Below are 12,275 nucleotides of genomic sequence, written 5' to 3'. Positions count from 1 at the left end.
GGTAGGATAAGGCCGTGGTCCGGCACGCCATCGTGCAGTTCCGGCCGGAGAAGGGGCGGCTTCGGGAAAGCCTGGCCCGCCTGGCCGAGGCCCTGCGCCTCCTAAAGCCCCACGCCCCCGAGGTGGTGGTCCTGCCCGAGGCCGCCCTCACGGGGTACTTCCTGCAAGGGGGGGTGCGGGAGCTCGCCCTCACCCGCTTTGAGCTTTTAGAGCTCCTCTCCCAGGTGCACAAGGAGGTGGGGTGGGAGGGGCTATTGGACGTGGTGGTGGGGTTTTACGAGCGGGACGAGGGGGCCTACTACAATAGCGCCGCCTACCTAGAGCTTCCCCACCGGGTGGTCCACGTGCACCGCAAGGTCTTCCTCCCCACCTACGGGGTCTTTGACGAGGAGCGTTACCTGGCCCGGGGGAGGCGGGTGGAGGCCTTTACCACCCGCTTCGGCCGGGCGGCCATCCTCATCTGCGAGGACTTCTGGCACTCCGTCACCGCCACCATCGCCGCCTTGGACGGGGCCGAGGTCATCTACGTGCCGGCGGCGAGCCCGGCCCGGGGCTTCCAAGGGGAGCGCCCGGAGAACGTGGCCCGCTGGCGCACCCTGGCCCAGGCGGTGGCGGCGGAGCACGGGGTGTACGTGGTCCTGGCGAGCCTGGTGGGGTTTGAGGGAGGAAAGGGGATGAGCGGGGGAAGCTTGGTGGCGGGCCCCGAGGGGCGGATCCTGGCCGAGGCCCCCCTTTTTGAGGAGGCGGCCCTTCTCTTCTCCTTGGATCGGGACAGGATTCCCCCCGTGCGCTACGATAGCCCCCTCCTCTCCGACCTCGAGGCGGGCCTTCCCCTTCTCCTCCAAGACCTCACCCGGGTCCTGAACGGGAGGCGGCATGAAGCTCCTTGAGGCCCCCAAGGCGCACGAGGTGTTGGAGCTCAACTGGCCCCTGGTGGCGGACTTCCTCACCCGCTTCCTCCGGGAGGAACTCGCCTGGCGGGGCTACAGCAAGGCCATCGTGGCGGTCTCGGGAGGGGTGGACTCCGCCACCACCCTGGCCCTGGCGGTGCGGGCCTTGGGGCCCGGGAACGTCCACGCCCTCTTCCTGCCCCACCGGGACTCGAGCCCCCTCTCCCGGGAGCACGCCTATCTGGTGGCGGGGGCCTTCGGCGTGGCCCTGGAGGAGGTGGACATCACCCCCATGGTGGAGGGGTACGCCGCCCTCACCCCCGACCTCACCCCCCACCGCAAGGGGAACGTCATGGCCCGGGCCCGCATGATCGTCCTCTTTGATAAGTCCGAGGCCTATAGGGCCCTCCCCTTGGGCACGGGCAACAAAACCGAGCGGCTTTTCGGCTACTACACCTGGCACGGGGACGACACCCCCCGGTGAACCCCTTGGGCGACCTCTACAAGACCCAGGTGTGGCGCCTGGCGGAGCACCTAGGGGTGCCGGAGGCGGTGGTGAAAAAGCCCCCCACTGCCGACCTCATCCCCGGCCAGACGGACGAGGGGGACCTGGGGGTGCGCTACCTGCGGGCGGACGTGATCCTGGAGCACTACCTCAAGGGCTACCCGGACGCCTACATCCTAAGCCTCGGCTACACCGAGGAGGAGCTTAAGCGGGTGAAGGAAAGGGTGAACCGCACCCACTGGAAGCGGGCCTTGCCCACCGTGGCCCTCCTTTCCTCCACGGCCATCGGGGAGTTCTACCTGAGGCCCTTGGACTATAGGCTTTAGGCATGGCGCGCCAATTCGGAAAAGCGGGCAAGACCCTTTCGCGGAAGCTCTGGCGGGTGGCCCTGGTCCTGCTCGGCTTTGGGTTTTTGGCTTGGTTCCTGGTGAAGCTTCTGGTCCCCTGGGCGGGGTTTTTGGCGCTACCCGTGGCGGTCTTTTTGGTGGGCAAGCTCCTCCAGGACAAGGAGGTGGAGCGGGCGGTGGTGGCCAACGCCCGGGGCTACCTCGGGGAAGCCCGTGTGGGCCAGGTCCTGGCCGGCCTCCCCTCCACCTGGCGGGTGTTCCACGACGTGGATCTGGGCGGGGAGAACGCCGACCACGTGGTGGTGGGGCCCCCTGGGGTCTTCAACGTGGAGGTCAAGAACTATACCGGCAAGATCCGGGCCACCCCTAAGGGCCTTTGGATCCGGGGGGAGCGCCGGGATGACCTCGTCCGCCAGGCCTGGCGCCAGGCGCACAAGCTCCGGGAGCTTTTGGGGGTGGAGGTGGAGCCCCTCCTCGTGTTCGTGGGCGGCGAGCTGGAGGGTCGGCAGGTGGGCCGGCTTCCCGTGCTCCGGCCCGAGGAGGTGGTGCCCTACCTTAAGGGGCTTCCCTCCCGCCTGGGCTTTGCCGAGGCGCAAAGGGTAGCCCAGGTCTTGGAAAGGAAGGTGAGGTGATGGAGGACGCGGCCTTGCGGGCTTATTTGGAGAGGGCCCGGACCATTGCCGTCCTGGGGGCCCACAAGGACCCTTCCCGCCCCGCCCACTACGTGCCCAAGTACCTGTGGGAGAGGGGCTACCGCATTCTGCCCGTGAACCCCCGCTTCGCCGGGGAGGAGCTTTTTGGGGAGAGGGTGGCGGCGAGCCTAGGGGAGGTTTCGGAGAGCGTGGATCTCCTGGACGTCTTCCGTCCCCCTTCCGCCCTCATGGCGCACCTGGAGGAGATCCTGGCCTTAAGGCCGGGCCTCGTCTGGCTCCAGTCCGGCATCCGCCACCCGGCCTTTGAGGAGGCCCTGAGGGGGGCGGGCATACCCGTGGTGGCGGACCGTTGCCTCATGGTGGAGCACAAGCGCCTCTTCCGGGGCGCCCTTCCCTTGCCGTGAGGCTTCAGGAAGCCCTCCTCGCCTGGTACCGAAAGAACGCCCGCCCCCTTCCCTGGCGGGGGGAGAAGGACCCCTACCGCATCCTGGTCTCCGAGGTCCTCCTGCAACAGACCCGGGTGGCCCAGGCCATCCCCTACTACCGCCGCTTTTTGGCCCGCTTCCCCACCCTGGAGGCCCTGCGGGAAGCTCCCCTGGAAGAGGTGCTCAAGGTGTGGCAGGGGGCGGGGTATTACCGCCGGGCGGAAAACCTTCACCGCTTGGCCCAGGCGGTGGAGCGGCTTCCCCGTCGCTTTGCCGAGCTCAAGAGGCTTCCCGGCCTGGGCCCCTACACGGCGGCGGCGGTGGCCTCCATGGCCTTCGGGGAACGGGTGGCGGCGGTGGACGGGAACGTGCGCCGGGTGCTCGCCCGCCTCTTCGCCCGGGAAAACCCCTCTCCCAAGGAGCTTTTCGCCCTGGCCGAGGGGCTTCTCCCCGAAGGGGAAGACCCTGGGGTGTGGAACCAGGCCCTCATGGAGCTTGGGGCCACCGTCTGCCTTCCCCGGAAACCCCTCTGCCCCGCCTGCCCCCTAAAGGCCTTCTGCCAGGGCCAGGGGAACTGGGAGCGCTACCCAAGGCCAAGGCGGCGGGAAGCCCCGGAAGAGCGGCTTGCCGCCCTGGTCCTTTGGGGCGCAGGGGGTGTCTACCTGGAGCGGCTTTCGGGGCGTTTCCGGGGGCTTTACGGGGTTCCCCTTTTCCCCGAGGAGGAGCTGGCGGATAGGGCCAAGGCCTTCGGCGTGGCCCCCCGGTACCTCGCCGAGGTGCGCCACGCCCTCACCCATAGGCGGCTTCGGGTGAAGGTCTACGGGGCCCTCTGGGAAGGGGTGGGGGAGGACCCCAAGGGGAAGCCCCTACCCAAGCTCATGGAGAAGGTGCTCGGCAAGGCGCTTCCCCTCCTGGCTCATGCAGGCGTAGTCCCCTTCCCGCACGCAAAGCCCCACGGCGTAGAGCCCCGCTAGGCGCTGGAGGCGGAAGGTTTCCGCTTCCCACTCCTCCGGGTGGAAGGCGTGGTAGCGCACCCGGTAGCCGGGGGTGGTGGGGGTTTCCGGGACCGCGCCCTCCCGTTCCACGAAGCGGAAGCCCAGGGCTTTCAGTTCCTCAAAGAGGTCGGGGTAGCTGGCCTCCGAAAGCCTTCCCGCCTCCTCCTCCACCTCGCCCAGGAAAAGCCTCGCCCCGAGGAAGCTCCCCACGGCGAGGACCACCCGCTCGGCCAGGGCCGGGGGGCCCTCCCAGGTCCGCACCCCCACCACCCGCCCTTCCTCCAGGAGTAGGCCCGTGGCCGTGGCCTGGAAGAGGTGGAGGTGGGGTTCGGCCTCGAGGCGGTACTTGGCCCGGGCGTGGAAGGCCCAGACCCGCTCGTCCTGGGGGTCGTAAGCCTTTTCCAGAAGGCTTTCCTGGGGGAAAGGGGGCTTTGGGGGGAGGAAGGGCATCATCACCGAGTCCAGGCTCTGGGTGAGGAGGCCCACCTCCACCCCGGCCCGGGCCAGGTGCCAGGCGGCCTCGGCCCCGGCGAACCCCGCCCCTACAATGAGAACCTGGTAGCGGCGCATAGCGGAACAAGAACGCCCTCCTTGGAGGAGGGCGCGCTGGCGGGCCGTGAAGGACTCGAACCTCCAACCCCCGGTTTTGGAGACCGGTGCTCTGCCAATTGAGCTAACGGCCCCCGCCTTGGCGATTCTAGCACACCCCGGCGCCCAAGGGGAAGGGGGCAGCGGGGTAAAATGGCTCCATGCCCCGTTTCCTCTTGGCCGTGGCCTTTCTCCTTTGGGCCTTCGCCCAAGAGGCCACGCACCTGGTGGCCCCCGGGGACACCCTCTTCTCCATCGCCCGGCGCTACGGGACCACGGTGGAAGAGCTCATGCGGCTCAATGGGCTAGAGAGCTTCCTCATCCGGCCGGGCCAGGTTCTTAGGGTGAGGCCAGGGGAGGGCCCCGCTTCCCCGACCCACGTGGTGGCCCCGGGGGAGACCCTTTACGCCTTGGCCCGGCGCTACGGGACCACGGTGGAGGAGCTCATGCGCCTAAACGGCCTCGCCTCCCCCGAGCTCAAGGTGGGGCAGGTCCTCAGGCTCCCCGCCAAAGCCCAAGACACCCCGCCGGCAGGGGAGAGGGGAGAGGCCCAGGGGGAAAGGGGAAGCGAAGAGGAATGGAACCCCGAAAGCCCCCTCCTTCGGGTGGTGCTCCGCTACCTGGGCCTGCCCTACAAGTACGGGGCCAACTCCCCCCTGGCCCTGGACTGCTCCGCCTTCGTGGCCCAGGTGTACGCCGAGCTAGGCGTGGCCCTGCCCAGGACCAGCAAGGAGCAGTACCAAGCCTTCTATCCCGTGGATGCCTTGCGTCCGGGGGATTTGGTCTTCTTCAGCTTTGGGGGCAAGGAGGTGGACCACGTGGGGATCTACTTGGGCCGGGGGGTCTTCGCCCATGCCAGTAGCTACGGGAGCCGGGTGGTGATAGAGAGCCTCGAGGCCCCCTTCTACCAGAAGGCCTACCGGGGGGCTAGGCGCGTGGTCCAGGAAGGGGGGCGCTAGGGCCAGCCGGGGATCTCTCCCCTCGCCTTCCTTAGGGCGGTGAGGAGGGCTTCCGCGGGCTTCCCTTCGCCCCGGAAGGCCTCGGCTTCCCGCTCCAGCCAGGCCTCGCCCGGGCGGAAGAGGACCCCCCGGGCCTCGGCCAAGGCCTCCTCCAAGAGGGCCCCGAAGGAGTAGAAGCGGGCGCCTTGGGGCAGGTCGGGGTCAAAGCCCTGGCGGCTCGCCGCCCGGCCATAGGGCCTTTCCCGTTCCTCCATGGTCCCCCTTGGGCGAAGTAGCGCCTTAGCACTCGGTTCCAGTCCCCCACCCGGCTGTAGGGGGCCATGGCCTGGTAGGCCCGTTCCAGGTCCTCTTCGGTGTAGGGGCGGTACTGGTCCTCGTGGACCACCAGCTCCCGGGGAAGCCTGGGCCTCGGGGGGCCTTCCTCGTCGGGCACGCCCACGGCGAGCCCCGCCACGGGCAGGACCCCTGGGGGAAGCTTGAGGAGGTCCAGGAGGGCCTCTATCCCGTTCAGCACCCCACCGATGAAGCAGACCCCATACCCCAAGGCCTCCGCCGTGAGGGCCAGGTAGGCCCCGGCAAGCCCCGCGTCCAGGATGGCGAAGTGGAGGGCGGTCCTGGGCCAGGAGGCCATGGCCTGGCCCCGGTGGGCGAGGAGCCTTTCCAGGCGGTGGATATCGGCAAGGAGGACGAAGAACTCCGCCGCCTGCCGGATGTGCTCCTGCTCCCCGGAAAGCCTGGCGATCTCGTCCCGGAGCCCGGGGTCCTTGACCCGGATGACGGAGTAGAGTTGGGCGCTGGCGTCCGTGGGGGCGCGCTGCAGGGCGAAGAGGAGCCGGTCTAGGTCTTCCTCGGGGATGGGTACGGGCTTGAAGCGGCGGACGCTCCGCCTTTGGGCGAGGACGGGCAAAAGGTCCACGGAGGCCAGGATACTACTCGGGGGGCAGGTCTATCCGCACCACCCTCCACCCGAAAAGCCCTTGCCGCTCCAGGTAAAGGCGGCTTTGGGGGTCGTTCGGGTGGTGGATGTAGGCGGTGCGGAAGTCCTGGTACTTCAGCCGCCAGTTCCGCACCTCCTCCTTGGGGGCCTGGCCGGGTTCGGCGCCCGTGCCGATAGCGGCAAGCCCCTCGGGGGTGAGGAAGGCGTCCACAAAGGCGTTGATCAGGCCAGCGGCGAAAACGTAGCCCAGGCCGGCAAAGGGGTCTTGGGTCTTTTCCAGTTCCTTAAGCAGCTGGGCGTTGATCTGGGCCTTTAGCCCTTCCCGCACCCGGGGAAAGTCCACCATCCGCTCTAAGCGGGCCCGGTCGCCCGCCAGGATGGCCTCCTGCAGCTCTCGGAGGAAGAGGTAGGGCGAGGCCCAGAGGTACGCGCCCAAACCCGCGGCTATCAGGACGAGGCCCAGAAGGGCAATCCAAACGGGTTTCCTCATACGCGTTTTCCCTCCATGGGGAGCGTCTTTAGTTTGCCCCTATTTTAAGATAGGGGCTTGGCATCCCGGGCGCAAGCGCCCCCTAGCCGAGCCCAAGCCAGGCCAGGTAGGCCCGCCACAGGGGTTCTCCAAAGAAGAAGGCCACCACCCCTCCAAGGGCCAGATAGGGGCCAAAGGGGATTTTCCGCTGGCGGAGGAGAAGGCCCACCACCGCCCCGGCGAAGACCCCGAGGAAAAGGGCCAAGAAGGCGTAGGGCCCAAGCCAAGCCCCTAGGGCGCCCAAAAGCTTCACGTCCCCGTAGCCCATGGCCACAGGTTCCTCTTCCTCGCCCTCCGGCGCCGGCCGGAAGGCCCAGTAAAGCCCCCCCGCCAGGGCCAGGCCCCCGGCGGCGAGGAGGGCCCCCTTAAGGCTTAGGAGGAAGTCCAGGCCCAGGATGGGGGCGAGGAGGAGGGCGAGGGGCAGAAGGGGCAGGGTGAGGCGGTCGGGGAGGACCACGGGCTTCCCCGTCCGGGCGGAAAGGGCCCAGGTGAGGAAGGCCAGGGCCATCCCCACCCCGGGGCCCAAAAGCGCCCCGAAAAGGGCCGCCATGTGCACCTGGTGGGGGCCCACGGGCACCTCCGCCCGGCCCTCTTGGAAGCGCCTCAGGAAGAGGTTGGCGTAGCCGGCGATGAGCCCAAGCCCCCCCGCCGCCAGAAGGGCCCCGTCCAGGGCTTCCCGGAAGGGGAGGGGGAAGGAGAGGAGCCAGGCGGAGGCGAGCCCCAGGAGGAGGAGGCCGTAGGTGAGGGCGTCGGGGAGTTCAAAGGTGTCCAGGTCAATGAAGCTTAGGGCCACCAGGAGGGCCAAGAAGGCGAAGACCCAGAGGGCCTCCCACGAGGGAGGGTAGAAGAGGGCAGCGAGGAGGAAAAGCCCCCCGGTGAGCCCCTCCACCAGGGGGTAGCGGGGGCTTATGGGCTCGTTGCAGTACCGGCACCGTCCCCTAAGGGCCAGGTAGGAGACCACGGGAATGAGGTCCATGGGGGCGAGCCGGCGCCCGCAGGAAGGGCACCGGGAGGGGGGGAAGACGATGGACTCCCCCTTGGGCAGGCGGTGGATGACCACGTTGAGGAAAGAGCCCACCACCAGACCCAAGACCAGGGCGAGAAGGGGCCACATGGGGGCATTTTACGGAATGGGCGACTTGGGGTCGGGGGAGGATACGGGGGATGGAGGGCTCCTTCGCAAAGCTTTCATCCGCCCGGTGTAGGATGCTCCCGTGACGCCGGAAACCGCTTACCAGCACCTTCTGGAGTTCCAAAGGGAAACCGCCTACCTGGCCTCCTTGGGGGCCTTGGCCGCTTGGGACCAGCGCACCATGATCCCCAAGAAGGGGCACGAGCACCGGGCCAGGCAGATGGCCGCCTTGGCCCGGCTCCTCCACCAGCGCATGACCGACCCCCGCATCGGGGGGTGGTTGGAGAAGGTGGAGGGCACGAGCCTGGTGCAGGACCCCTATTCGGATGCGGCGGTGAACGTGCGGGAGTGGCGCCAGGCCTACGAGAGGGCCCGGGCGATTCCCGAAAGGCTCGCCGTGGAGCTCGCCCAGGCGGAAAGCGAAAGCGAGAGCTTCTGGGAAGAGGCGAGGCCCCGCAACGATTGGCAAGGTTTTCTCCCCTACCTGAAGCGGGTTTTCTCCCTCACCCAGGAAAAGGCGCAAATCCTCTATAGCCTTCCTTCCGCCCCCGGGGACCCGCCTTACGGGGAGGTCTACGATGCCCTTCTGGACGGCTATGAGCCGGGGATGCGCGTGGCGGAGCTCCTACCCCTCTTCGCCGAGCTCAGGGAAGGTCTGCGGGGACTTCTAGACCGCATCCAGGGTAGTACCAAGCGGCCCAGGACGGAGATCCTCCACCGCCACTACCCCAAGGAGGCCCAGCGGGCCTTTGCCCTAGAGCTCCTTCAGGCGTGTGGGTATGACCTCGAGGCCGGCCGCCTAGACCCCACGGCCCACCCCTTTGAGATCTCCATCGGCCCCGGGGACGTGCGCATCACCACCCGGTACTTTGAGGACTTTTTCAACGCCGGCATCTTCGGCACCCTGCACGAGATGGGCCACGCCCTCTACGAGCAGGGCCTGCCCAAGGAGCACTGGGGCACCCCCAGGGGGGAGGCGGTCTCCTTGGGGGTGCACGAGTCGCAAAGCCGCACCTGGGAGAACCTGGTGGGCCGCTCCCTGGGCTTCTGGGAGCGCTTCTTCCCCCGGGCGAAGGAGGTCTTCCCCAGCCTTGCCGACGTGCGCCTGGAGGAGTTCCACTTCGCCGTGAACGCCGTGGAGCCTTCCCTGATCCGGGTGGAGGCGGACGAGGTCACCTACAACCTCCACATCCTGGTGCGCCTGGAGCTGGAGGTGGCCCTTTTCCGTGGCGAGCTTGCCCTGGAGGACCTCCCCGAGGCCTGGGCGGAGAAGTACCGGGCCTACCTGGGGGTAGCGCCCAAGGACTACAAGGACGGGGTCATGCAGGACGTCCACTGGTCCGGGGGGCTTTTCGGCTACTTTCCCACCTATACCCTGGGCAACCTCTACGCCGCCCAGTTCTTCAGCCAGGCGGAGGCGGAGCTTGGGGCCTTGGAGCCCCTCTTTGCCCGGGGGGAGTTCCGCCCCTTTTTGGACTGGAGCCGGGCGAAGATCCACGCCGAGGGAAGCCGTTTCCGCCCCAAGGCCCTGGTGGAACGGGTGACCGGGAAGGCACCGAGCGCCAAGCCCTTCCTCGCCTACCTGGAGCGCAAGTTCGCCGCCCTTTACGGCCTCTGAGGCCAGGCAGGGAGGAGGGCCAGGGCCAGGAGGCCGCTGGCCACCCACAAAGCCCCCTCCCCCCGGCCCAGGGCCTCGGCCCCCAGGCCTGCCAGGGTGGGGCCCAGGGCTTGGCCCAGGGCGAAGGCCGCCGTGGAAAGCCCCATGGCCCTAGGCCAGGCGGAAGGGGGAAGAAGGGCGCGGAAGGCCTGGGTAATGGCGGTGATGACCCCCAAAAAGGCCAGGCCAAAGAGGAAGGCGCTCAGGCCGGGAAGCCCTTGGGCAAGGGGGGGTAGGCTTCCCAAAAAGAGCACCAGGAGCACGTGGAATAACCCCCTCCTGCCTCCCACCCGCTCCACCCAGGGGCCCCAGACCACCCCCGTGAGGAGGGCGCCCACGCTGAGGAGGGTGAAAAGCAGGGTCCAGTTCCCCACCGCCGTGGTCACGAAGGTCATGTAGCCGATGTACCCGGCCCCGTAGAGGCCGTAGGCCAGAAGAAGGGGGAGGATAGGTCTGAGGCTTCCTTCCCCCCGGGCGGGGGGTGGGGGCTCTTTCAGGACACCCCAGGCCATCAGGGGGGCCAGGGAGAGGAGAAGGGACCCAAGGCCAAGCCGGAAAAAGGCCGCCCCCGGCGTTTCCGCACCCCAAAGGAACCAGGGGGCGAGAAGGATCCCCAGCCCCACCCCGCCGTAGTAGGCGCCCAAAGCCCGGCCCGTGCCCCCCAGGGCCATGAGCAGGGCAGCCCCGCCCACGAAGACCAAGGCCCCAAGCACGCCCTGGAGAAGCCTTAGGCCAAAGGCCAGGGGGTAGCCCCCGGCCCCGGTGAGGGCAAGGACCCCTCCTTGGAGGAGGAGGGCCAGGAAAAACCCCCTTCGGTAGCCGAGCCAGCCCAAAAGGCGGTGGCTAAAGAGGGCTCCGAGGAAGTAGCCCAGGGTGTTGGCGCTGCCCAAAAGCCCCGCCTGGGCGTAGGAAAGCCCCCAGGTGGCCTGCATAAGGGGAAGGACTAGGGCGTAGGCGAAGCGCCCAAGGCCCAGGGCCACCCCGGGCCCCAGGGCGAGGAGGAGGGCCCTAGTAGCCATGGAGAAGCCCTAGCCTTTTGGCCCGGCGCACCGCCTGCCGGAAGAGGAGGATGCCTAAGCCCATATAGGCGAGCCCGTTGAGGAAGGCAAGGCCTAAAGCGGCGGGGTCCAGGGGGGCGCCTTCCGCCAGCATCCTCCGGGCCAAAGCCGCCCCCGGGGCCAAGGGGAGGAGGGCGAAAAGCCCCTGGCCCGGGGCCTGGAGGAGGAAAAGGAGGAGGAACTGGGAAAGCCCCAGAACCTGCCCCACCCGCTTGTAGAGGAGGGCAAGGCTCCCCATGGCGAAGCCGAGGCCGTAGCCGCCCAAGAGCACCGCCAGGAAGGGGAGGACCACCCCAGGGGCGAAGGCGAGGCGGGCCCCGGTGAGGGCCATGAGCACCAGGGCGATGAGGAAGACCAGGAGGCCCTGGGAAAGGAGCCCCGCCAGGTTCCGCACCAGAAAGAGGGGGATGGGCCCATAGGGGGTGAGGAAGACCTGTTCCAGGGTACCCGTCTGGGCTTCCTCCATGAGGCCGAAGGAAATGCCGTTATAGGCGGATAGGGTGAAGGTCCAAAGGAGGTAGCCCACCAGGACCGCTTCCAGCCTGCCCCCGAACTCCGCGCCCGGCCCTGCCAGGAAGCGGGCGCCCAGGAAGAGGAGGTAGAAGATAAGGCTTAGCGTGACCACCGCTCCCAAGAGCTCCAAGGGGTAGCGGCGGAGGTAAAGGAGGCTTCGCCAAAACTCGGCCAGGAAGAGTTCAAGCATGGCCCACCACCTTTAAGAAAATCTCCAAAAGATCCGCTTCCGCCTTGGCCACGCGCTTGAGGGGAAGGGGTTTTAGGGCATCCAGCACGGCCCAAAGGGCCTCCCCATCTCCCCGAAAGAGGAAAGGCCCTTCCCCCTCCACCCCCAAGGCCCGGAGCCGGGCGAGCACAGCCCCTGGGAGGGGGCCTTCCACCTCCAGCACATAGTGGTCCCCGGCGAAGCGGGCGAGGAGGGCGCCCTTTTCCTCCTCCAGCACCACCTCCCCCCGGTGGATGATGGCAATGCGGTCCGCCAGGGCCTCGGCCACCTCCAGCTGGTGGGTGGTGAGGAGGATGGCCTTGCCGCTTTGGGCCAGGGCGCGAACCTTTTCCCGCACCAAAAGGGCGGTTTCCACGTCCAGTCCCAGGGTGGGCTCGTCCAAAAGGAGCACCTCGGGGTCGTGGATAAGGGCTTGGAGGAGGGCCAGTTTTTGCTGCATGCCCCGGGAGAGGTGGCGCACCTCGGTGTGGGCCTTTTCCAAGAGGCCGTACTCTTCCAAGAGGGCCAGGGCCCGCTTCCTGGCGGTCCCAAGCCGGAGCCCCCGGGCCACCCCGAAATAGACCAGGTTTTCCAAGGGGGTAAGCCGCCAGTACACGTTGCGGTTTCCCTCCAGCACCGCCCCCAGGTGGCGGAGGGCCCAAGGGTTCTGGAAGGGGTCCTGGCCCAAGAGGCGCACCTCCCCCTCGTCGGGCAGGAGGAGGCTTGCCAGCATCTTCACCGTGGTGGTCTTGCCGGCCCCGTTCTTGCCCAAGAAGGCCAGGACCTCGCCGGGGCGGAGGGCGAGGCTTACGCGGCGCACGGCGAAGAGAGCCCCGAAGCGCTTCACAAGCCCTTGGGCCCAAAGGAGGGGTTCCATGG

Annotated in this window: 12 protein-coding genes, 1 tRNA gene and 2 pseudogenes; 7 read left to right on the top strand and 8 right to left on the bottom strand. The window is 68.2% G+C overall.

Features of this window, described 5'->3' with window-relative positions; translation table 11 throughout:
• Window positions 1-14 precede the first annotated feature (14 nt).
• From A0O31_RS04200 to A0O31_RS04180, 5 genes and pseudogenes are all read left to right on the top strand, one after another.
• On the top strand, window positions 15-890 hold the full coding sequence (locus A0O31_RS04200; protein ID WP_071676804.1) for a nitrilase-related carbon-nitrogen hydrolase: 876 nt from the start codon (window positions 15-17) through the stop codon (window positions 888-890).
• Window positions 877-1,721: pseudogene (locus tag A0O31_RS04195) on the top strand (NAD+ synthase). Before A0O31_RS04200 ends, A0O31_RS04195 begins: the two are co-directional and overlap by 14 nt.
• Before the next feature lie 2 nt (window positions 1,722-1,723).
• A complete protein-coding gene (locus tag A0O31_RS04190) occupies window positions 1,724-2,374 on the top strand; it encodes a nuclease-related domain-containing protein (RefSeq protein WP_071676803.1) in 651 nt (216 codons plus the stop codon).
• Complete coding sequence (locus A0O31_RS04185; protein ID WP_071676802.1) at window positions 2,374-2,799, top strand: CoA-binding protein; 426 nt, start codon at window positions 2,374-2,376, stop codon at window positions 2,797-2,799. The genes A0O31_RS04190 and A0O31_RS04185 overlap by 1 nt, the downstream gene beginning before the upstream one ends.
• On the top strand, window positions 2,796-3,794 hold the full coding sequence (locus tag A0O31_RS04180; RefSeq protein ID WP_071676801.1) for an A/G-specific adenine glycosylase: 999 nt from the start codon (window positions 2,796-2,798) through the stop codon (window positions 3,792-3,794). The genes A0O31_RS04185 and A0O31_RS04180 overlap by 4 nt, the downstream gene beginning before the upstream one ends.
• Here A0O31_RS04180 and A0O31_RS04175 read toward each other — a convergent pair.
• Together A0O31_RS04175 and A0O31_RS04170 are read right to left on the bottom strand one after the other, a co-directional pair.
• Window positions 3,687-4,385: an FAD-dependent oxidoreductase gene (locus A0O31_RS04175; RefSeq protein ID WP_071676800.1), complete on the bottom strand. Its 699-nt coding sequence runs from the start codon at window positions 4,383-4,385 to the stop codon at window positions 3,687-3,689. The two genes, A0O31_RS04180 and A0O31_RS04175, sit on opposite strands and share 108 nt — an antisense overlap.
• Window positions 4,386-4,422: 37 nt before the next feature.
• Window positions 4,423-4,498: transfer RNA gene (locus A0O31_RS04170), tRNA-Trp, on the bottom strand.
• Window positions 4,499-4,564: 66 nt separating this feature from the next.
• On the opposite strand from A0O31_RS04170, the gene A0O31_RS04165 reads away from it, so the two are divergent.
• Window positions 4,565-5,362: a C40 family peptidase gene (locus tag A0O31_RS04165; protein ID WP_071676799.1), complete on the top strand. Its 798-nt coding sequence runs from the start codon at window positions 4,565-4,567 to the stop codon at window positions 5,360-5,362.
• Here A0O31_RS04165 and A0O31_RS04160 read toward each other — a convergent pair.
• The 3 genes and pseudogenes from A0O31_RS04160 to A0O31_RS04150 form a co-directional block, all read right to left on the bottom strand.
• Window positions 5,359-6,278, bottom strand: a pseudogene (locus A0O31_RS04160) (nitroreductase family protein). The gene A0O31_RS04165 and the pseudogene A0O31_RS04160 overlap by 4 nt on opposite strands.
• Before the next feature lie 13 nt (window positions 6,279-6,291).
• Window positions 6,292-6,789: a DUF2939 domain-containing protein gene (locus A0O31_RS04155; protein ID WP_071676798.1), complete on the bottom strand. Its 498-nt coding sequence runs from the start codon at window positions 6,787-6,789 to the stop codon at window positions 6,292-6,294.
• An 82-nt stretch (window positions 6,790-6,871) separates the two neighbouring features.
• The gene (locus tag A0O31_RS04150) at window positions 6,872-7,942 is read right to left on the bottom strand and encodes a prepilin peptidase (RefSeq protein WP_071676797.1); all 1,071 of its coding nucleotides are present in this window, start codon (window positions 7,940-7,942) and stop codon (window positions 6,872-6,874) included.
• Between the two features lie 100 nt (window positions 7,943-8,042).
• Here A0O31_RS04150 and A0O31_RS04145 point away from each other — a divergent pair, with 100 nt between their 5' ends.
• A complete protein-coding gene (locus A0O31_RS04145; RefSeq protein WP_071676796.1) occupies window positions 8,043-9,578 on the top strand; it encodes a carboxypeptidase M32 in 1,536 nt (511 codons plus the stop codon).
• Here the strand turns inward: A0O31_RS04145 and A0O31_RS04140 are convergent.
• Genes A0O31_RS04140 through A0O31_RS04130 form a run of 3 tightly spaced genes read right to left on the bottom strand, consistent with a single transcriptional unit; the run spans window position 9,566 to window position 12,273 of the window.
• Window positions 9,566-10,636 (bottom strand): YbfB/YjiJ family MFS transporter, encoded by a 1,071-nt coding sequence (locus A0O31_RS04140; RefSeq protein WP_071676795.1) that lies wholly within the window; start codon window positions 10,634-10,636, stop codon window positions 9,566-9,568. The genes A0O31_RS04145 and A0O31_RS04140 overlap by 13 nt on opposite strands.
• The gene (locus A0O31_RS04135) at window positions 10,626-11,378 is read right to left on the bottom strand and encodes an ABC transporter (protein WP_071676794.1); all 753 of its coding nucleotides are present in this window, start codon (window positions 11,376-11,378) and stop codon (window positions 10,626-10,628) included. Before A0O31_RS04135 ends, A0O31_RS04140 begins: the two co-directional genes overlap by 11 nt.
• Entirely contained in the window at window positions 11,371-12,273 is a 903-nt protein-coding gene (locus A0O31_RS04130) for an ABC transporter ATP-binding protein (protein WP_071676793.1), read from the bottom strand. Before A0O31_RS04130 ends, A0O31_RS04135 begins: the two co-directional genes overlap by 8 nt.
• Window positions 12,274-12,275: the final 2 nt, after the last annotated feature.

The sequence above is a fragment of the Thermus brockianus genome (assembly GCF_001880325.1).
Classification (GTDB): Bacteria; Deinococcota; Deinococci; order Deinococcales; family Thermaceae; genus Thermus; species Thermus brockianus.
This window is presented reverse-complemented; position numbering and strand designations above follow the sequence as displayed.

What these genes read in the sequence shown, in the direction of transcription:
- A0O31_RS04155 (WP_071676798.1), bottom strand. Translation starts at nt 6,789, where the DNA reads ATGAGGAAACCCGTTTGGATTGCCCTTCTGGGCCTCGTCCTGATAGCC.
- A0O31_RS04135 (WP_071676794.1), bottom strand. Translation starts at nt 11,378, where the DNA reads ATGCTTGAACTCTTCCTGGCCGAGTTTTGGCGAAGCCTCCTTTACCTC.
- A0O31_RS04150 (WP_071676797.1), bottom strand. Translation starts at nt 7,942, where the DNA reads ATGTGGCCCCTTCTCGCCCTGGTCTTGGGTCTGGTGGTGGGCTCTTTC.
- A0O31_RS04130 (WP_071676793.1), bottom strand. Translation starts at nt 12,273, where the DNA reads ATGGAACCCCTCCTTTGGGCCCAAGGGCTTGTGAAGCGCTTCGGGGCT.
- A0O31_RS04140 (WP_071676795.1), bottom strand. Translation starts at nt 10,636, where the DNA reads ATGGCTACTAGGGCCCTCCTCCTCGCCCTGGGGCCCGGGGTGGCCCTG.
- A0O31_RS04190 (WP_071676803.1), top strand. Translation starts at nt 1,724, where the DNA reads ATGGCGCGCCAATTCGGAAAAGCGGGCAAGACCCTTTCGCGGAAGCTC.
- A0O31_RS04175 (WP_071676800.1), bottom strand. Translation starts at nt 4,385, where the DNA reads ATGCGCCGCTACCAGGTTCTCATTGTAGGGGCGGGGTTCGCCGGGGCC.
- A0O31_RS04165 (WP_071676799.1), top strand. Translation starts at nt 4,565, where the DNA reads ATGCCCCGTTTCCTCTTGGCCGTGGCCTTTCTCCTTTGGGCCTTCGCC.
- A0O31_RS04185 (WP_071676802.1), top strand. Translation starts at nt 2,374, where the DNA reads ATGGAGGACGCGGCCTTGCGGGCTTATTTGGAGAGGGCCCGGACCATT.